This window comes from Bacillus sp. S10(2024) (genome assembly GCF_050473865.1).
GTDB lineage: Bacteria > Bacillota > Bacilli > Bacillales > Bacillaceae_G > Bacillus_A.
The window spans coordinates 3,300,453-3,319,926 of record NZ_JBFLUR010000002.1; the positions used below are offsets into that span (position 1 = coordinate 3,300,453).

Below are 19,474 nucleotides of genomic sequence, written 5' to 3' on the forward strand. Positions count from 1 at the left end.
CTTATAAAACTTTTATCTATACAAATAACAAAAAATAAACTAGATCTCTCACACATTTATTATAAAATACAAAAAGGACTAGGCATCCCCTCCTAGTCCTTTCAGAAAAACCCCTTTATTTACGAACATACATGAAATAGAGTACAAACAAAATTGCCATGACATACATAATCGGATGAATTTCTTTTCTTCGTCCTTTTACAACCATTGTAATTGGATAGAAGATAAACCCAATCGCAATTCCCGTTGCGATACTGTATGTAAGCGGCATTGAAATAATTGTAAAAAATGCCGGTACTGCCGTTTCGAATTTCTTCCAATCAATTTCTCCTAATGATGAAACCATCAACACCCCTACAATAATTAAAGCTGGCGCTGTTACTGATGGTGTTACTACACTTAATAATGGTGAAAAGAAAAGTGCTAATAAGAAAAACCCTGCTGTTACAACTGCTGTAAATCCAGAGCGTCCTCCTGCTGCTACCCCTGCAGAGGATTCAATATAAGACGTTGTTGTTGATGTACCAAGTATTGCTCCGATTACAGTTGCAATCGCATCAGAGATTAACGCTTTCCCCGCACGTGGTAATTTATTATCTTTCATTAAGCCAGCTTGATTGGCAACTGCCACAAGCGTTCCTGCTGTATCAAAGAAATCGATAAAAAAGAAAGTTAATATAACAACAAGCATCTTAGCGGTAAAAATATCTCCAAGGTGCTGAAGAGCAACTCCGAATGTCGGTGTTAAGCTTGGAACTGCACCAACAATCGACTTTGGTGTATCAATTAACCCTGTTGCTACACCAACAATCGCTGTAAGCACCATTCCAAAGAATACTGCCCCATTAACGTTTCTTGTCATTAAAATAACGATTACAACTACACCAAAAATAGCAAGTAATGTCGTTCCTTTCGTTAAATCACCTAAACCAACAAGCACAGCATCATTATTTACAATAATCCCCGCATTTTGAAAACCAAGAAATGCGATGAACAACCCAATTCCAGCTGCTACTGCAAACTTTAATTCTGTTGGAATTGCGTTAATAATTTTTTCACGAAGGCCGGAAGCTGTAAGAATAATAAACATAATACCTGATACTAGTGTTCCAGCAATCGCCGTTTGCCATGGAATCCCCATTGTTAATACGGCTGTGTAAGCAAAGAAAGCATTAATCCCCATTCCCGGCGCTAGTGCGATTGGGTACTTTGCAAAAATCCCCATAATTAGTGATCCAATTGCCGCTGCTAAAGCCGTAGCAACAAACACTGCTCCCGGATCCATTCCGGTTCCTGCCGGCAATCCCTTAACATGTCCCAGCGATAGTGTAGCGGGATTAACAAACAATACATATGCCATCGACAAAAATGTTGTTAATCCTGCAATGAGCTCTGTTTTATAATTTGTGCCGAGCTCATCGAACTGAAAATAACGTTTCATCCTATGTTTCCCCCGTTATATAATTGCTCGTCGCACTCCTTACTAGCCCCTTTTTTATCTTTAAAAATAAAAAAGGCTTCCAATGCATTATACATGGAAGCGTCTGTAAATAAAGGCAAGTATCCCTTACCCTTATATTAAAACGCCTCGTAGTCAAGCCATTTACGGTAGCAAGGTAGAAACTTTCGGGCCATATTCCCGATATTATACGACGGCTGAAATATTCATTTTTATTATTAATTACATATTCATATTAACTCATATACAGGTAAGTGTCAATCTGAAAAACGAACGTTTTTTACTTAAAATTAATTTTCGTTCGTATAAAAAACAAAAAAAGACGATCCATCTATACATAAAGGTATAGATGGATCGTCTTCTATATTATGAAATTCAACTTATTCCCACTCAATTGTTGCTGGTGGCTTAGAAGTAATATCATACACGATACGGTTAACGTGCTTCACTTCGTTTACGATACGTACAGAGATTTTCTCTAATACATCCCACGGAATACGTGCCCAGTCTGCTGTCATACCATCAATAGATGTTACTGCACGAATACCTACTGTGTAATCATACGTACGCTCGTCACCCATAACACCTACACTTCGCATACCAGGAAGTGCAGTGAAATATTGCCAAACTTCACGATCTAAACCAGCTTTTTTGATTTCTTCACGTAAAATTGCATCAGATTCACGAACGATTTCTAATTTCTCTTCTGTAATTTCACCTAATACACGAATACCAAGTCCTGGACCTGGGAATGGTTGACGCCATACGATTTCGTCTGGAATTCCTAATTCAGAACCTAACTCACGTACTTCGTCTTTAAATAACGTATTTAAAGGCTCGATTAATTTGAACTGCATATCTTCCGGAAGTCCACCAACGTTATGGTGAGATTTAATTGTTTGTGCAGTCGCTGTACCACTTTCAATAATATCTGTGTACAGTGTACCTTGTGCCAAGAAGTCCATTCCTTCTAGTCTAGAAGCTTCGTCATCAAATACATAAATAAATTCGTTACCGATGATTTTACGTTTTTGTTCTGGATCTTCAACACCTGCTAATTTACTCATGAAGCGTTCTTTTGCATCCACTTTAATAACATTCATGTGGAAGCCTTCACTAAATGTTTTCATAACCCCTTCAGCTTCTCCTTTACGAAGTAAGCCGTGGTCAACGAAAATACATGTTAATTGGTCACCGATTGCTTTATGAATTAATACAGCTACAACAGAAGAATCTACGCCACCGCTAAGTGCACATAGTACTTTCTTGTCGCCAACTGTTTCACGAATCTTTTCTAATTCTACTTCAATGAAGTTCTCCATGTTCCAGCCTTCAGTACAACCACAAACACCGAATACAAAGTTCTTAATTAAATCGTTACCGTGCTCAGAGTGACGCACTTCTGGGTGGAATTGTACACCATATAAGTTTTGTGCTTCATTGCTCATACCAGCAATTGGACAAGAGTCACTTGTTGAATCTACTACGAAACCTTCTGGTAAACCTGTTACTAAGTCACCATGACTCATCCAAACAACTTGTTCTTCTGGAAGGTTTGTATATAATTTCGATTGGTTCTCTACTTTTAATACTGCTTTTCCGTACTCACGATGGTCTGCACGTTCTACTTTTCCACCAAAGTGCTTTGTCATTAACTGCATGCCGTAGCAAATACCGAAGATCGGTAAGCCTAAATCAAAGATTTTTTCGTCACAGTGGAATGCACTTTCGCCATATACACTGTTCGGTCCACCAGAGAAGATAATTCCTTTTGGATTCATCGCTTTAATTTCTTCTGCTGTAATTGTATGTGGATGAAGTTCACTATACACGCCAAATTCACGAATGCGACGCGCAATTAACTGATTGTACTGACTTCCAAAATCTAAAACGATAATCGTATCGTGTTGTTTCTTCAAAATAATCACCCCATAGTTCTGTATATAAACATTTTCACCAATTTGGTAAAAACAATTACCAATATAATAAAAAAAGCTAGTCCCCTGCCCTCAGTCTCATAACAAAGAAAAGGCAGGAGTCTAGCTTTATAAAGGAATTTGTTCCTTATAAATATAGACACACTGCCTTCATAGTCAGGTTGTTTACGGTAACCCGGTAGAGACTCTCAATCCGTATTATTGAGGATATATGAAGGAACGTTTAATATTATCTTTCTAGATTCTAACAATGAAACGTGAATACGGTCAAGGAGAAAGCGACAAAATTCTACAGAAATTATTTCCCTATATAGTGAGACCGCTCTCAACGATTGTTTGTACACGAAGTTTTTTCAAGTATCTCTATGTATCTAACACAAAAAGACTACCTCCTTTCATTAGGAAGTAGCCTTTTTACTAACTATTTATAACATTGAACAGCTTCTCATAATGAGGGCTTATTACATCATACCGCCCATACCGCCCATGCCCATGCCACCCATGTCAGGCATTGCAGGTGCGTTTGGTTCTGGCTTGTCAGCAACAACTGCTTCAGTTGTTAAGAACATTGCCGCAACAGATGCTGCGTTTTGAAGAGCAGAACGAGTTACTTTCGTTGGATCTACGATACCAGACTCAAGCATATTTACCCATTCGCCTGTTGCTGCGTTGAAACCAACGCCAACTTTTTCGCCTTTTAAGCGCTCTACAACTACAGAACCTTCTAAACCAGCGTTCACTGCGATTTGACGAACCGGCTCTTCTAACGCACGAAGTACGATGTTAATACCTGTTGCTTCGTCGCCTTCAGCTGCAAGACCAGCTACTTTAGTATATACGTTCATAAGTGCAGTACCACCACCAGCAACAATACCTTCTTCTACTGCTGCACGAGTTGAGTTAAGTGCATCTTCAATGCGAAGTTTGCGCTCTTTCAATTCAGTTTCAGTTGCCGCACCCACTTTAATTACAGCTACGCCACCCGCTAATTTAGCAAGACGTTCTTGTAATTTTTCGCGATCGAATTCAGAAGTTGTTTCTTCTAACTGCGCACGAATTTGACCGATGCGAGCTTCGATTTGTTCTGTGTTTCCTACACCTTCAACAATTGTTGTATTTTCTTTCGTTACAACAATTTTGCCAGCACGGCCTAGAGATGCAATAGTTGCAGATTTTAAGTCACGGCCTAACTCTTCTGTAATTACTTCGCCGCCAGTTAAGATTGCGATATCTTCTAACATCGCTTTACGACGATCACCGAAGCCAGGAGCTTTAACAGCTACTACGTTGAACGTACCACGAAGTTTATTTACTACTAATGTAGCTAACGCTTCGCCTTCTACGTCTTCAGAGATGATAAGAAGTGGTTTACCTTGTTGTACCACTTGCTCTAATACTGGTAAGATTTCTTGAATGCTAGAAACCTTTTTATCTGTAATTAAGATAAATGGATTATCAAGAACAGCTTCCATTTTATCAGAATCAGTAATCATGTAAGGAGAAGCATATCCACGGTCGAACTGCATACCTTCTACTACATCTAATTCTGTTGTGAATCCTTTAGATTCTTCTAATGTAATAACGCCGTCGTTACCAACGCGCTCCATCGCTTCTGCAATTAATTGTCCTACTTCTTCGTCAGCAGCAGAAATAGCAGCTACTTGTGCAATAGAAGATTTACCTTCGATTGGTTTAGAAATCGTTTTTAATTCTTCAATTGCTGCTACAACAGCTTTTTCAATACCTTTACGAAGACCCATTGGATTCGCACCAGCTGTTACGTTCTTTAAACCTTCACGAATCATTGCTTGCGCTAATACAGTTGCAGTTGTTGTTCCATCACCAGCTACATCGTTTGTTTTGCTAGCAACTTCTGCAACTAGTTTTGCACCCATATTTTCAAATGCATCTTCTAATTCAATTTCTTTTGCGATTGTTACACCGTCATTTGTAATAAGCGGAGAACCGAATTTTTTCTCAAGTACAACGTTACGACCTTTTGGTCCAAGTGTAACTTTTACTGCGTTTGCAAGAGTGTCGACACCGCGAAGCATCGAACGACGTGCTTCTTCACTAAATTTAATATCTTTTGCCATAATATTTGACCCCCTTGAATTTTTAAAGATTTATATAATTAACCAATAATTGCTAAGATGTCGCTTTCACGTAAAATTAAGTATTCTGTACCTTCGTATTTCACTTCAGTACCTGCATATTTTGAGAAGATGATACGATCTCCTGTAGCTACATCTAAAGCAACACGCTCACCATTTTCAAGCACACGACCAGTACCAACTGCCACTACTTTACCTTCTTGTGGTTTTTCTTTTGCAGTGTCTGGTAGTACGATACCACTTGCTGTTTTTTCTTCTGCCTGAACAAGTTCAATAATAACGCGATCACCTAATGGCTTTAGCATGAACAACAACCTCCTCAATTTATTATGTAAATTTTATATTTATTAGCACTCTAACACTTCGAGTGCTAACACACTTATTATAATAAAGAATCTCATTTTCTTTTGCAAGTGAAAAAATCGTAATTTTTCGGAAAACTATTTTATCCCCTCTTCCACTTGTTCCAAAGTGTTTATACCTTACTTAATAATTACATAATGGAAGATGCATTGATACATATATCCATTTTAATTTTCCGACATATTAAGTCACTGCTATACAAAATACAACATGACCGTTACTTGCTCCCTTTGTTTATAAACATCGTATGTGGCAGGAAAAGGCTCTGACTGCTTCTAAGCACGGCCAACTACTCTCGTCCTCCTCTAAAAAGAAAGGGGCCTATGGCGTTTTTTAACTTGCACATGATAGAGATTCCATCTTTTTTTCACCTTCTCCTATGTTACAATAAGAAAGATGCCATAAGTTGTTTTCTCTATGGATAGAGCATTTTCCTTTTTCTTTACAAAAAATTCAAAAAGGAGTTACGAAATTGAAGAGACAATATTGGTGGGTTATTGTTACATATATTTTGATGCAATTATCAGGTATAATCGGTGGATGGATTCTTTTAAAAAGCGGAGTATACAATAATGGACACCGGACCTTTGAAGAAAAAGTTCAACTGGCAAGTGCACATTGGGGACTGATTAGCTTCTTTATCGCTCTTATCATCATCCTTGTGTTACTCCGTAATGATACAGAATCCGAAAAATGGAATCGCGGAAAAACAAACATACCTGCTACGATAGGGTGGATTATTCTAGGAGTTTTTCTTGCTTTATTTGCCCAAGTTATTGCTGGCACAATTGAAACACAAGTTTTTAAAATTAAAGCAGAATCTGAAAATACACAAAACATTATCGATATTATAAAAGCTGCGCCATTATTTATGATTGTTTCATCTATATTTGCTCCTATTCTTGAGGAGATTGTATTTAGAAAAATTCTATTTGGCACACTATATAAACGATATAACTTCTTTATCGCAGCAATCGTAAGTTCGCTTATATTTGCTCTCATTCATTTTGACCCTACACATTTATTAGTGTATATTTCCATGGGACTTGTTTTTTCATTTTTATACGTACAAACAAAACGAATTATTGTACCAATTATGGCTCATGTTATGATGAATACAAATGTTATGTTAATTACATTCGTACTTCGTCCCTATCTAGAAAAAGCTGAAAAACTGCAAGGATTCATCGGAGGATTTTAAACATGCGAAATTCACCATTTGTTATGGCAACTTTGTATTTTCTTCTAGGTTGTATATTTACATACTTAGCAATCACAAGTGTGAAAGACACGATTTGGAACTTTTACACAATACTACTTGCCATAATGGCAACAGTTGATTTTAATTTGGCAATTCGCCTTCTTTTTTCTAAACCGAAAAAAGATAGCCAGAAAAATTATCCACAATAAAAACGCAGGAGATTCCTGCGTTTTTATTGTGGATAATTTTTCAAAAAGTACACGAGCGTTTGTAACTCTACCGCTAAATCAATATGATGAATTCGAATATGTTCTGATATGTTTAGCCTAGCAGGTGTAAAGTTTAAAACACCTTGTATGCTCGTATGTGATAAGCGATCTGCTACAGCTTGTGCAACAGAAGCAGGCACTGTTAATATTGCCACTTTTATATCACCCGATAGTCTCTCTTCTAACTCATCCAGATGATATACTGGAATCCCGCCGATTTCTTTTCCAACTTTCTCTTCATCAACGTCAAATGCCATCTCAATTTTTGTATTATTATTTTTCGTAAAATTGTAATGTAAGAAAGCGGTACCTAAATTACCTACCCCAATTAATGCTACACGTGTTACATCGTCTTGATCAAGTGTTTCGCGAAAAAACGACAATAAATAATTTACATTATAGCCATATCCCTTTTTCCCTAATGCCCCAAAATATGAAAAATCTCTTCGAATTGTCGCTGAATCCACTTTCACCGCTTCACTTAATTCTGCAGATGATACGCGTTGCTTACCAGATAACGATAGGTTTTGGATAAATCGATAGTATAGAGGCAATCTTTTGGCAGTTGCCTGCGGAATTTTAGGCTGCTCCATGCAACCCCCTCCTCTCTTCCTATCTGTTCAAGTGATTGAAACATGTACGGAAGTTTAGCATTGATAGTTTTCCTTGTATAATAGAGAGAGAATTTCTCTATTTATGTTCAACTATACACTATTTTTAGTATGATTGAGAAATATAATCATGGCAAAGTTAAGAAAATATTTGAGGTGAAAACATTGATTTTACTACAAGTGAATAACCTTTCCAAGTTGTTCGCCGCCGAAGTGATTCTTTCAAACATTAAGTTAGAAGTACAGACGCGCGATCGTATTGCACTTGTCGGGCGTAATGGCGCAGGAAAGTCTACATTATTAAAGATTATTGCCGGAGAATTATCCCATGACGGCGGCGAAATTATAAAGCCGAAAGATGTATCTATCGGTTACTTAGCGCAGCACACTGGTCTTGAAACATCATTAACAATTTGGGATGAAATGCTAACGGTCTTTCTTCACTTACAACGCATGGAGAAAGAACTCCGCAGACTAGAACAAGAAATGGGAAAAGAAGAGAACTTCACAAATGAAACCATTTATGAAAAATTGTTAGCAGAATATGATCGTCTACAATTAGACTATAAAAATGAAGGCGGCTATCAATACGAAGCTGATATTCGTTCTGTTTTAAGCGGTCTTGGTTTTCCTCCCGAAACACACGGAACGACAATCTCCACATTAAGCGGTGGACAAAAGACTCGTTTAGCTCTCGGGAAGTTATTATTAACAAAACCAGATTTACTTATTCTCGATGAGCCAACCAACCATTTAGATATCGATACATTAACGTGGCTCGAGCAATATTTACAAGGTTATCCTGGGGCTATTTTAATCGTTTCACACGATCGGTACTTTCTAGATAGACTTGTCACACAAGTATATGAAATCTCCAATAAACAAAGTCGAAAGTACACAGGAAACTATAGTAAATACTTAGACCTTAAAGCGGCCCTATATGAACAAGAGATGAAACGTTACGAAAAACAGCAAGAAGAAGTAACAAAATTGCAAGATTTTATCCAAAAGAATATTGCCCGTGCGTCTACAACAAAACGGGCGCAAAGCCGCCGAAAACAATTAGATCGTATGGAACTTATGGACAAACCAATCGGCGATACAAAATCCGCTTCTTTCCACTTTGATATCGATAAACAAAGTGGTAATGATGTATTACAAGTAAGAGATGTGACAATTGGCTATGAGAATGAGCCAATTATTCAAAACATTCGTTTCCAATTAACGAGAGGTGATAGTGTTGCGCTAGTCGGTCCAAACGGAATCGGAAAATCCACTTTATTAAAATCTCTTGTGGATAAACTTCGCCCTTTAAACGGTACTATTTCGTTTGGTTCTAACGTTTCTATCGGATATTATGACCAAGAACAAGCAAACTTAACATCATCAAAACGTGTATTAGATGAACTTTGGGATGATTATCCGATGCAACCAGAAAAAGAGATTCGCACAGTACTTGGGAACTTTTTATTTTCTGGTGACGACGTTCTAAAACCCGTTTCTTCTTTAAGCGGTGGACAAAAGGCACGTTTAGCTCTTGCAAAGCTTATGATGCAAAAGTCAAATGTACTTATTTTAGACGAACCGACCAACCATTTAGATTTAAGCAGCAAAGAAATTTTAGAAAATGCGCTTATTGATTTTCCAGGAACGATTTTATTTGTTTCCCATGACCGCTATTTCATTAATCGCATTGCCACAAAGGTGATTGAGTTATCCCAGGGTGGAGCTGAGGAATACCTCGGTGATTACGATTATTATATAGAAAAGAAAAATGAAATGCTCGAACGCGCTGAACTTGAAGACCAAGAAACAAATAAACCTGTACAAAAACAAGTGGCACAAGAAAAATTAAATTACATCGAAGAAAAAGAACGTAAAAAGCAAGAACGCCAACGTATGCGTAGAATTGAAGAACTAGAAGAAAAGATTGCAGCAATTGAAGAACAAATCGCGGCATTAGAGGAACAACTTTGTCTTCCAGAAGTATACGCTGATTACGAGAGAGCCAGTGATATTACAGCAAAAAAACAAACACTTCAAGAACAATTAGAAGCATGTATGGAAGAATGGGAAGAATTACAACTATGAAACGGTCAGTGATTACACTGACCGTTTTATTTATCCTGCTATTTTAGGATAGTAAGATCCCACTGATGGAAGTTTCACTTTATCCACAGTAATATTCACAGATTTACCTTTATATTTTCAATATAAACAAAAGTTTTCCACGTTATCCACAAGAACGATAATATTTATCCACATTTTATACTCACAAAAAAACCTACATTATCAACAGATAATGTAGGTTTTATCCACATGTTGTGGTTAATTCTGTGTATAAAATTATATCTTTTATCAAAAAGGATTTCTCTATCCACAACTAACCGTTCTTGAATTATGATTCAATATCCAAACCAGGGTTTGCATTTAATGCTAACGTTGCTCTCTTTCCTTGCTCATATGCAATCGTACCAGCAGCAGCAATCATAGCAGCGTTATCTGTGCATAAGGATAACGGAGGAATGATAAGTTCAACATCTTTTTTCTTTGTAAACTCTTCCTCTAAGCGTGCTCGTAATCCTTTATTGGCTGCTACTCCACCAGCAAGAAGCACTTGCTTTACACCATATTCTTCTGTTGCTCTTATTGTTTTTGTTACTAATACATCAATTACACTTGCCTGGAAACTAGCAGCTAAATTTTCAGGGGTAAGTTCTTCTCCGCGCTGTTTTGCGTTATGCACAGTGTTAATAACTGCAGATTTTAATCCACTGAAACTAAAATCATATGAATCAGGCTCCAGCCATGCACGAGGCAAATCAATTGTCGGCTCTCCTTCATGCGCAAGACGATCAATATGAGGTCCACCCGGATACGGTAATGATAACGTACGCGCCACTTTATCGTACGCCTCTCCAGCAGCATCATCTCGCGTTTCTCCAATTACTTCAAATGAACCATGCTCTTTCATATAAACGAGCTCTGTATGTCCACCTGATACAACGAGAGACAGTAATGGAAATTGTAGTTCTTGTACTAAACGATTCGCATAAATATGTCCTGCGATATGATGCACACCAACTAAAGGAATATTATGCGCAAAAGCTACTGCTTTTGCTGCATTCACCCCAATTAACAATGCGCCAACGAGGCCTGGTCCTTCAGTAACAGCAATTGCATCAATATCTTCAAATTTCACTTTTGCTTCTTTTAACGCTTCTTCTAATACAACCGTTATTTGTTCAACATGGTGGCGAGATGCAATTTCTGGAACAACCCCACCAAAACGTTTATGACTTTCAATTTGCGAAGCTACAACGTTCGCTAAAATATCTCGTCCATTTTTCACAACTGCTACAGCCGTTTCATCACAGCTTGTTTCAACACCAAGAATAATTGTATCTTTTTTCATCATAAATTCACCCACATTACAAGACCATCTTCATAATTGTCTGTATAGTATCTTTTACGAATTCCGCCATTTTGAAAACCAAATTTTCGATATAACTTTTTCGCAACTTCATTTGAAACACGTACTTCAAGTGTCATCGTCTTTGCTCCAAAAGCTCTCGCTTTGTTCATTACCTCTTGTAACAACGCTACTCCAAGCTTTAGACCACGGTATTTGGGCAATATAGCAATGTTCGTGATATGTGATTCATCAAGAATAATCCAAAGTCCGCAATAGCCTATAATTCCTTCCTCTGTTTCCAACACAACATAGTGCGCATACTCATTCATGTTTAATTCCCGTTCAAATGCTTCGGCAGTCCAAGGCGTCGTAAATGAAGATTCTTCAATCAGAACAATTTGTGGTATGTCTTCTTCCTTCATATTTCTAAATGTAATATTCATTTATAAGACTCCTACTTATTTTGACTTTCTAACCATTTTGCCTCTGCTTCTGCTAAACGAAGATAACTTGGTACAAATGTATGCACAGGTTGCTCCTCTTTCTGTAAGCCTAAGAAAGCTAATTCACTTGGACGTGGATTATGTTTCGTCGGCGCAGTAAATACAGCTTGATCTCCTAACTGTTCTACAATTGTATCTTTATGCTGTTCTACATCGTTTCCGATAAATAAAACAGGTTGCTCCATCTCTTTTAACATTTGAAGCCAATCAACAATGAGAACAATACGATCTTCTTTCACAGCTTGTAATTCTTGTTCTCTATATGTATATAATCCTGTATAAATTTGCTGACGACGGCCATCAAATAATGGACAAATGTATCCTGGGAAATTGGTTCCGTTTGCTGCTAGTACTTCTAAGCTCGATACACCCACAATCGGAATTTGCAGTGACCAGGCCAATGTTTTCGCCGCTGTCACACCAATACGAACACCTGTATAAGAGCCCGGACCTGCCGCTACAACGATTTTATTTAATTCTTTTGGTTTCACATTACATTCTTTTAAAAGTTGCTCTACTGCTGGCATCAAACGCACAGAATGGTTTTTTGTTAAATTTGTAATGATCTCTCCTACAACAGTAGTTCCATCAATAAGAGAAACTCCCATTACATAGTTAGAAGTATCAATTGCTAGTACTTTCATTTTGTAATAGCTCCTCACATAATCTAATATAACGTTCTCCACTCGGCTCTAATACAATTTTCCTTGTACTATCTCCCTCGTGGAATAAACTAATTTTTAAAAGTGAAGGTGGTAAAAAAGCCTCTATTAAATGCGCCCATTCCACCACTGTTACACCTTCACCATAAAAATATTCATCAAAACCTAAATCTTCTTCGCTCTCTGCTAATCGGTATACATCCATATGATACAGCGGTAATCGTCCTTTGTATTCTTTAATAATATTGAAAGTGGGGCTATTTACAACACGTTTTACACCAAGACCTTTTGCAAGACCTTTTGTAAATGTTGTTTTACCTGCACCTAAATCCCCTTCTAAAATCAAAACATCCTGCACCTCAACTAATTGTCCAAGCTTTTCTGATAAATGCTGCGTTTCTTTTGAAGACATCGTCTTTATTTCATATTTATTCAAAGGTTTCACCTACCTTACTGTTAGTATTCTCTACTCTTTATTATACAGATTTTTTATTTTTGTTTCAGTTTCAAATATATAAAAAAGACCTTAGGAATTTTCCTAAGGATAAGATTGACTGTCTTATAAGTTTAATTAGAATAAATAAAAAAATACGAAACACATTGTTTCGTTCTTTATTTTATATAAGTGGCGGTCCCGACCGGGGTCGAACCGGCGATCTCCTGCGTGACAGGCAGGCATGTTAACCACTACACCACGGGACCACTTGGTTGCGGGGACAGGATTTGAACCTGCGACCTTCGGGTTATGAGCCCGACGAGCTACCAGACTGCTCCACCCCGCGATGATAAAAATAAGCCTGGCAACGTCCTACTCTCACAGGGACAAAGTCCCAACTACCATCGGCGCTAGAGAGCTTAACTTCCGTGTTCGGTATGGGAACGGGTGTGACCTCTCTGCCATCATTACCAGACTTATGAAGGTATATTCCTTCAAAACTAGATAACATTTGCTTCATATTATATGGTTAAGTCCTCGATCTATTAGTATTCGTCAGCTCCACATGTCACCATGCTTCCACCTCGAACCTATCAACCTGATCATCTTTCAGGGATCTTACTAGCTTAACGCTATGGGAAATCTCATCTTGAGGGGGGCTTCATGCTTAGATGCTTTCAGCACTTATCCCTTCCGCACATAGCTACCCAGCTATGCCCTTGGCAGAACAACTGGTACACCAGCGGTGCGTCCATCCCGGTCCTCTCGTACTAAGGACAGCTCCTCTCAAATTTCCTACGCCCACGACGGATAGGGACCGAACTGTCTCACGACGTTCTGAACCCAGCTCGCGTACCGCTTTAATGGGCGAACAGCCCAACCCTTGGGACCGACTACAGCCCCAGGATGCGATGAGCCGACATCGAGGTGCCAAACCTCCCCGTCGATGTGGACTCTTGGGGGAGATAAGCCTGTTATCCCCGGGGTAGCTTTTATCCGTTGAGCGATGGCCCTTCCATGCGGAACCACCGGATCACTAAGCCCGACTTTCGTCCCTGCTCGACTTGTAGGTCTCGCAGTCAAGCTCCCTTATGCCTTTGCACTCTACGAATGATTTCCAACCATTCTGAGGGAACCTTTGGGCGCCTCCGTTACTTTTTAGGAGGCGACCGCCCCAGTCAAACTGCCCACCTGACACTGTCTCCCGGGTCGATAAGACCCGTAGGTTAGAATTTCAATACAGCCAGGGCGGTATCCCACCAGCGCCTCCACCGAAGCTAGCGCTCCGGCTTCAAAGGCTCCCGCCTATCCTGTACAAGCTGTACCAAAATTCAATATCAGGCTACAGTAAAGCTCCACGGGGTCTTTCCGTCCTGTCGCGGGTAACCTGCATCTTCACAGGTACTATAATTTCACCGAGTCTCTGGTTGAGACAGTGCCCAAATCGTTACACCTTTCGTGCGGGTCGGAACTTACCCGACAAGGAATTTCGCTACCTTAGGACCGTTATAGTTACGGCCGCCGTTTACTGGGGCTTCAGTTCAGAGCTTCGCTTGCGCTAACCCCTCTCCTTAACCTTCCAGCACCGGGCAGGTGTCAGCCCCTATACTTCGCCTTACGGCTTCGCAGAGACCTGTGTTTTTGCTAAACAGTCGCTTGGGCCTATTCACTGCGGCTTTCCGTTAAGAAAGCACCCCTTCTCCCGAAGTTACGGGGTCATTTTGCCGAGTTCCTTAACCAGAGTTCTCTCGCACACCTTAGGATTCTCTCCTCGCCTACCTGTGTCGGTTTGCGGTACAGGCACCTTTTATCTCGCTAGAAGCTTTTCTTGGCAGCGGGGAATCAAAGACTTCGCTCCATAAGGAGCTTCCCCATCACAGCTTAGCCTTCGCGGTAAGCGGATTTGCCTACTTACCAGCCTAACTGCTTGGACGTGCTCAACCAATCGCACGCTTCTTCTATCCTTCTGCGTCCCTCCATTGCTCAAACGATAAAGAGGTGGTACAGGAATATCAACCTGTTGTCCATCGCCTACGCCTGTCGGCCTCGGCTTAGGTCCTGACTAACCCTGAGCGGACGAGCCTTCCTCAGGAAACCTTAGGCATTCGGTGGACGGGATTCTCACCCGTCTTTCGCTACTCATACCGGCATTCTCACTTCTAAGCGCTCCACCAGTCCTTACGATCTGACTTCACAGCACTTAGAACGCTCCCCTACCACTGATACCATAGGTATCAATCCGCAGCTTCGGTGGTGTATTTAGCCCCGGTACATTTTCGGCGCAGAGTCACTCGACTAGTGAGCTATTACGCACTCTTTAAATGGTGGCTGCTTCTAAGCCAACATCCTAGTTGTCTAAGCAACTCCACATCCTTTTCCACTTAATACACACTTTGGGACCTTAGCTGGCGGTCTGGGCTGTTTCCCTTTTGACTACGGATCTTATCACTCGCAGTCTGACTCCTAAGGATAAGTCATTGGCATTCGGAGTTTGACTGAATTCGGTAATCCGATGGGGACCCCTAGTCCAATCAGTGCTCTACCTCCAAGACTCTTACACTTAAGGCTAGCCCTAAAGCTATTTCGGGGAGAACCAGCTATCTCCAGGTTCGATTGGAATTTCTCCGCTACCCACACCTCATCCCCGCACTTTTCAACGTGCGTGGGTTCGGGCCTCCATTCAGTGTTACCTGAACTTCACCCTGGACATGGGTAGATCACCTGGTTTCGGGTCTACGACCACGTACTAAACGCCCTATTCAGACTCGCTTTCGCTACGGCTCCGCCTCTTCAGCTTAACCTCGCACGGGATCGTAACTCGCCGGTTCATTCTACAAAAGGCACGCCATCACCCGTTAACGGGCTCTGACTATTTGTAGGCACACGGTTTCAGGATCTCTTTCACTCCCCTTCCGGGGTGCTTTTCACCTTTCCCTCACGGTACTGGTTCACTATCGATCACTAGGTAGTATTTAGCCTTGGGAGATGGTCCTCCCGGATTCCGACGGAATTTCACGTGTTCCGCCGTACTCAGGATACATTCAAGAGGGAACGAAGTTTCAACTACAGGGTTGTTACCTTCTATGACGAGCCTTTCCAGGCTGCTTCGTCTACCTCGTTCCTTTGTAACTCCGTATAGAATGTCCTACAACCCCAAGAGGCAAGCCTCTTGGTTTGGGCTAGATTCCGTTTCGCTCGCCGCTACTCAGGAAATCGCATTTGCTTTCTCTTCCTCCAGGTACTTAGATGTTTCAGTTCCCTGGGTCTGTCTTCTTTACCCTATGTATTCAGATAAAGATACCATACCATTACGTATGGTGGGTTTCCCCATTCGGAAATCTCCGGATCAAAGCTTACTTACAGCTCCCCGAAGCATATCGGTGTTAGTCCCGTCCTTCATCGACTCCTAGTGTCAAGGCATCCACCGTGCGCCCTTTCTAACTTAACCAAAATTAAAAAAATATGAGCTACACTGTTATCTAGTTTTCAAAGAACATATATTTTCGAGAGATAGTTCTCTCAAAACTGAACAAAACGAAACACGGAAACTTATATTGATGAACAGCGTTCATCAATTCTCCATAGAAAGGAGGTGATCCAGCCGCACCTTCCGATACGGCTACCTTGTTACGACTTCACCCCAATCATCTGTCCCACCTTAGGCGGCTGGCTCCAAAAGGTTACCCCACCGACTTCGGGTGTTACAAACTCTCGTGGTGTGACGGGCGGTGTGTACAAGGCCCGGGAACGTATTCACCGCGGCATGCTGATCCGCGATTACTAGCGATTCCAGCTTCATGTAGGCGAGTTGCAGCCTACAATCCGAACTGAGAACGGTTTTATGAGATTAGCTCCACCTCGCGGTCTTGCGACTCTTTGTACCGTCCATTGTAGCACGTGTGTAGCCCAGGTCATAAGGGGCATGATGATTTGACGTCATCCCCACCTTCCTCCGGTTTGTCACCGGCAGTCACCTTAGAGTGCCCAACTTAATGATGGCAACTAAGATCAAGGGTTGCGCTCGTTGCGGGACTTAACCCAACATCTCACGACACGAGCTGACGACAACCATGCACCACCTGTCACTCTGCCCCCGAAGGGGAAGCCCTATCTCTAGGGTTGTCAGAGGATGTCAAGACCTGGTAAGGTTCTTCGCGTTGCTTCGAATTAAACCACATGCTCCACCGCTTGTGCGGGCCCCCGTCAATTCCTTTGAGTTTCAGCCTTGCGGCCGTACTCCCCAGGCGGAGTGCTTAATGCGTTAACTTCAGCACTAAAGGGCGGAAACCCTCTAACACTTAGCACTCATCGTTTACGGCGTGGACTACCAGGGTATCTAATCCTGTTTGCTCCCCACGCTTTCGCGCCTCAGTGTCAGTTACAGACCAGAAAGTCGCCTTCGCCACTGGTGTTCCTCCATATCTCTACGCATTTCACCGCTACACATGGAATTCCACTTTCCTCTTCTGCACTCAAGTCTCCCAGTTTCCAATGACCCTCCACGGTTGAGCCGTGGGCTTTCACATCAGACTTAAGAAACCACCTGCGCGCGCTTTACGCCCAATAATTCCGGATAACGCTTGCCACCTACGTATTACCGCGGCTGCTGGCACGTAGTTAGCCGTGGCTTTCTGGTTAGGTACCGTCAAGGTGCCAGCTTATTCAACTAGCACTTGTTCTTCCCTAACAACAGAACTTTACGACCCGAAAGCCTTCATCGTTCACGCGGCGTTGCTCCGTCAGACTTTCGTCCATTGCGGAAGATTCCCTACTGCTGCCTCCCGTAGGAGTCTGGGCCGTGTCTCAGTCCCAGTGTGGCCGATCACCCTCTCAGGTCGGCTACGCATCGTCGCCTTGGTGAGCCGTTACCTCACCAACTAGCTAATGCGCCGCAGGTCCATCTATAAGTGACAGCCGAAGCCGCCTTTCAATTTCGCACCATGCGGTGCAAAATGTTATCCGGTATTAGCCCCGGTTTCCCGGAGTTATCCCAGTCTTATAGGTAGGTTACCTACGTGTTACTCACCCGTCCGCCGCTAACTTCTTAAGAGCAAGCTCTTAATCGGTTCGCTCGACTTGCATGTATTAGGCACGCCGCCAGCGTTCATCCTGAGCCAGGATCAAACTCTCCAATAAAGTTTGTCTAGCATCATAAATAAAAATTGACGTTTCACGTTGTTTGTTTCGTTCAGTTTTCAAAGAACTCAAGAGCGGGTGAAGAGAATCGAACTCTCGACCAGAGCTTGGAAGGCTCTTGTTTTACCACTAAACTACACCCGCATGGTCGGGAAGACAGGATTCGAACCTGCGACCCCCTGGTCCCAAACCAGGTGCTCTACCAAGCTGAGCCACTTCCCGTAAATGGCGCGCCCGAGAGGACTCGAACCCCTAACCTTTTGATCCGTAGTCAAACGCTCTATCCAATTGAGCTACGGGCGCTTAATGTATGTTGTTTGTTTTTTGCGACTTTATTAATATACCATGGCGGTAAAATTAATGCAAGTATTTTTTATTTCTTTTTTGGTGCGGCCGAGAGGACTTGAACCTCCACGGGGTTGCCCCCACTAGGCCCTCAACCTAGCGCGTCTGCCATTCCGCCACGACCGCATATGCGGGTGAAGGGAGTCGAACCCCCACGCCAAAGGCGCCAGATCCTAAGTCTGGTGCGTCTGCCAATTCCGCCACACCCGCGAAATTAAAATAAATGGTGAGCCATGAAGGACTCGAACCTTCGACCCTCTGATTAAAAGTCAGATGCTCTACCAACTGAGCTAATGGCTCTTACTTAAATGGCTGGGCTAGCTGGATTCGAACCAGCGCATGACGGAGTCAAAGTCCGTTGCCTTACCGCTTGGCTATAGCCCATTAATTTTAAAAGAATGAAAAACATTTTTCCATCCCTCTAACAAAAAAAACAACTTCCATCTGTCAGAAGTTTAAATGGCGGTCCCGACCGGGGTCGAACCGGCGATCTCCTGCGTGACAGGCAGGCATGTTAACCACTACACCACGGGACCATTTGGTTGCGGGGACAGGATTTGAACCTGCGACCTTCGGGTTATGAGCCCGACGAGCTACCGGACTGCTCCACCCCGCGATGATATTCATAAATTTATATGGTGGAGGATGACGGGATCGAACCGCCGACCCCCTGCTTGTAAGGCAGGTGCTCTCCCAGCTGAGCTAATCCTCCGAAGTGGTGACCCGTACGGGATTCGAACCCGTGTTACCGCCGTGAAAGGGCGGTGTCTTAACCACTTGACCAACGGGCCAAAATTATGGCAGAGAAGAAGGGATTCGAACCCTCGCACCGCGTAAGCGATCTACTCCCTTAGCAGGGGAGCCCCTTGAGCCACTTGGGTACTTCTCTATATGGCTCCGCAGGTAGGACTCGAACCTACGACCGATCGGTTAACAGCCGATAGCTCTACCACTGAGCTACTGCGGAATATCAAAGACAATTTATATCTTATAAAAATTCATTTTCTAAGTCAAGTGCTTCCT

General features: G+C 41.9%; 12 protein-coding genes, 15 tRNA genes, 3 rRNA genes and 2 riboswitches. Of the genes, 3 read left to right on the forward strand and 27 right to left on the reverse strand.

Annotated elements, in window-relative coordinates; translation table 11 throughout:
- Window positions 1-115: 115 nt before the first annotated feature.
- The 4 genes from AB1280_RS16655 to groES form a co-directional block, all read right to left on the reverse strand.
- Window positions 116-1,441: an NCS2 family permease gene (locus AB1280_RS16655; protein ID WP_429756507.1), complete on the reverse strand. Its 1,326-nt coding sequence runs from the start codon at window positions 1,439-1,441 to the stop codon at window positions 116-118.
- Window positions 1,442-1,571: 130 nt separating this feature from the next.
- Window positions 1,572-1,673, reverse strand: a riboswitch (purine riboswitch).
- A gap of 166 nt (window positions 1,674-1,839) precedes the next feature.
- On the reverse strand, window positions 1,840-3,378 hold the full coding sequence (gene guaA, locus AB1280_RS16660) for a glutamine-hydrolyzing GMP synthase (RefSeq protein WP_277928613.1): 1,539 nt from the start codon (window positions 3,376-3,378) through the stop codon (window positions 1,840-1,842).
- A gap of 151 nt (window positions 3,379-3,529) precedes the next feature.
- Window positions 3,530-3,631, reverse strand: a riboswitch (purine riboswitch).
- Window positions 3,632-3,857: 226 nt separating this feature from the next.
- Window positions 3,858-5,492 carry a chaperonin GroEL gene (groL, locus tag AB1280_RS16665; RefSeq protein WP_272191670.1) on the reverse strand — a complete coding sequence of 545 codons (1,635 nt, stop codon included), beginning with the start codon at window positions 5,490-5,492 and terminating at the stop codon, window positions 3,858-3,860.
- A gap of 38 nt (window positions 5,493-5,530) precedes the next feature.
- Window positions 5,531-5,815, reverse strand: a complete 285-nt coding sequence (gene groES, locus AB1280_RS16670) for a co-chaperone GroES (protein ID WP_020063193.1) — start codon at window positions 5,813-5,815, stop codon at window positions 5,531-5,533.
- Between the two features lie 530 nt (window positions 5,816-6,345).
- Here groES and AB1280_RS16675 point away from each other — a divergent pair.
- A complete protein-coding gene (locus AB1280_RS16675) occupies window positions 6,346-7,074 on the forward strand; it encodes a CPBP family intramembrane glutamic endopeptidase (RefSeq protein WP_429756508.1) in 729 nt (242 codons plus the stop codon).
- A 2-nt stretch (window positions 7,075-7,076) separates the two neighbouring features.
- Window positions 7,077-7,283, forward strand: coding sequence for a YdiK family protein (locus AB1280_RS16680; protein WP_429756509.1), 207 nt, complete (start codon window positions 7,077-7,079; stop codon window positions 7,281-7,283).
- A gap of 23 nt (window positions 7,284-7,306) precedes the next feature.
- On the opposite strand, the gene AB1280_RS16685 is transcribed toward AB1280_RS16680, so the two are convergent.
- Window positions 7,307-7,936, reverse strand: a complete 630-nt coding sequence (locus tag AB1280_RS16685; protein ID WP_272191673.1) for a redox-sensing transcriptional repressor Rex — start codon at window positions 7,934-7,936, stop codon at window positions 7,307-7,309.
- A 183-nt stretch (window positions 7,937-8,119) separates the two neighbouring features.
- Here AB1280_RS16685 and AB1280_RS16690 point away from each other — a divergent pair, with 183 nt between their 5' ends.
- Window positions 8,120-10,045: an ATP-binding cassette domain-containing protein gene (locus AB1280_RS16690; RefSeq protein ID WP_429756510.1), complete on the forward strand. Its 1,926-nt coding sequence runs from the start codon at window positions 8,120-8,122 to the stop codon at window positions 10,043-10,045.
- Between the two features lie 307 nt (window positions 10,046-10,352).
- On the opposite strand, the gene tsaD is transcribed toward AB1280_RS16690, so the two are convergent.
- The 22 genes from tsaD to AB1280_RS16800 all read right to left on the reverse strand — a co-directional run bounded on the left by tsaD (window position 10,353) and on the right by AB1280_RS16800 (window position 19,418).
- Entirely contained in the window at window positions 10,353-11,369 is a 1,017-nt protein-coding gene (gene tsaD, locus AB1280_RS16695) for a tRNA (adenosine(37)-N6)-threonylcarbamoyltransferase complex transferase subunit TsaD (RefSeq protein ID WP_429756511.1), read from the reverse strand.
- Complete coding sequence (rimI, locus tag AB1280_RS16700; RefSeq protein ID WP_429756512.1) at window positions 11,369-11,812, reverse strand: ribosomal protein S18-alanine N-acetyltransferase; 444 nt, start codon at window positions 11,810-11,812, stop codon at window positions 11,369-11,371. Before rimI ends, tsaD begins: the two co-directional genes overlap by 1 nt.
- An 11-nt stretch (window positions 11,813-11,823) precedes the next feature.
- Window positions 11,824-12,516 carry a tRNA (adenosine(37)-N6)-threonylcarbamoyltransferase complex dimerization subunit type 1 TsaB gene (gene tsaB, locus AB1280_RS16705; protein WP_429756513.1) on the reverse strand — a complete coding sequence of 231 codons (693 nt, stop codon included), beginning with the start codon at window positions 12,514-12,516 and terminating at the stop codon, window positions 11,824-11,826.
- A complete protein-coding gene (gene tsaE, locus AB1280_RS16710; protein ID WP_272191676.1) occupies window positions 12,497-12,970 on the reverse strand; it encodes a tRNA (adenosine(37)-N6)-threonylcarbamoyltransferase complex ATPase subunit type 1 TsaE in 474 nt (157 codons plus the stop codon). The genes tsaB and tsaE overlap by 20 nt, the downstream gene beginning before the upstream one ends.
- A gap of 190 nt (window positions 12,971-13,160) precedes the next feature.
- A tRNA-Asp gene (locus AB1280_RS16715) sits at window positions 13,161-13,236 on the reverse strand.
- Between the two features lie 3 nt (window positions 13,237-13,239).
- Window positions 13,240-13,316: transfer RNA gene (locus AB1280_RS16720), tRNA-Met, on the reverse strand.
- A gap of 13 nt (window positions 13,317-13,329) precedes the next feature.
- Window positions 13,330-13,445 (reverse strand): 5S ribosomal RNA (rrf, locus tag AB1280_RS16725).
- Window positions 13,446-13,495: 50 nt separating this feature from the next.
- A 23S ribosomal RNA gene (locus tag AB1280_RS16730) occupies window positions 13,496-16,418 on the reverse strand.
- Window positions 16,419-16,555: 137 nt separating this feature from the next.
- Window positions 16,556-18,106, reverse strand: a 16S ribosomal RNA gene (locus tag AB1280_RS16735).
- Together the 16S, 23S and 5S rRNA genes with 15 tRNA genes alongside form the textbook arrangement of a ribosomal RNA operon.
- Before the next feature lie 73 nt (window positions 18,107-18,179).
- A tRNA-Gly gene (locus tag AB1280_RS16740) sits at window positions 18,180-18,250 on the reverse strand.
- A 1-nt stretch (window position 18,251) separates the two neighbouring features.
- A tRNA-Pro gene (locus AB1280_RS16745) sits at window positions 18,252-18,328 on the reverse strand.
- A gap of 4 nt (window positions 18,329-18,332) precedes the next feature.
- Window positions 18,333-18,409: transfer RNA gene (locus tag AB1280_RS16750), tRNA-Arg, on the reverse strand.
- A gap of 82 nt (window positions 18,410-18,491) precedes the next feature.
- A tRNA-Leu gene (locus AB1280_RS16755) sits at window positions 18,492-18,577 on the reverse strand.
- A gap of 3 nt (window positions 18,578-18,580) precedes the next feature.
- Window positions 18,581-18,661, reverse strand: a tRNA-Leu gene (locus AB1280_RS16760).
- Window positions 18,662-18,675: 14 nt separating this feature from the next.
- A tRNA-Lys gene (locus tag AB1280_RS16765) sits at window positions 18,676-18,751 on the reverse strand.
- Between the two features lie 9 nt (window positions 18,752-18,760).
- A tRNA-Gln gene (locus AB1280_RS16770) sits at window positions 18,761-18,835 on the reverse strand.
- Window positions 18,836-18,911: 76 nt separating this feature from the next.
- Window positions 18,912-18,987 (reverse strand) — tRNA-Asp (locus AB1280_RS16775).
- A 3-nt stretch (window positions 18,988-18,990) separates the two neighbouring features.
- Window positions 18,991-19,067, reverse strand: a tRNA-Met gene (locus AB1280_RS16780).
- Window positions 19,068-19,087: 20 nt separating this feature from the next.
- A tRNA-Val gene (locus tag AB1280_RS16785) sits at window positions 19,088-19,163 on the reverse strand.
- Between the two features lie 4 nt (window positions 19,164-19,167).
- Window positions 19,168-19,242, reverse strand: a tRNA-Glu gene (locus AB1280_RS16790).
- 7 nt (window positions 19,243-19,249) lie between these two features.
- Window positions 19,250-19,340: transfer RNA gene (locus tag AB1280_RS16795), tRNA-Ser, on the reverse strand.
- Between the two features lie 3 nt (window positions 19,341-19,343).
- A tRNA-Asn gene (locus AB1280_RS16800) sits at window positions 19,344-19,418 on the reverse strand.
- Window positions 19,419-19,474 lie beyond the last annotated feature (56 nt).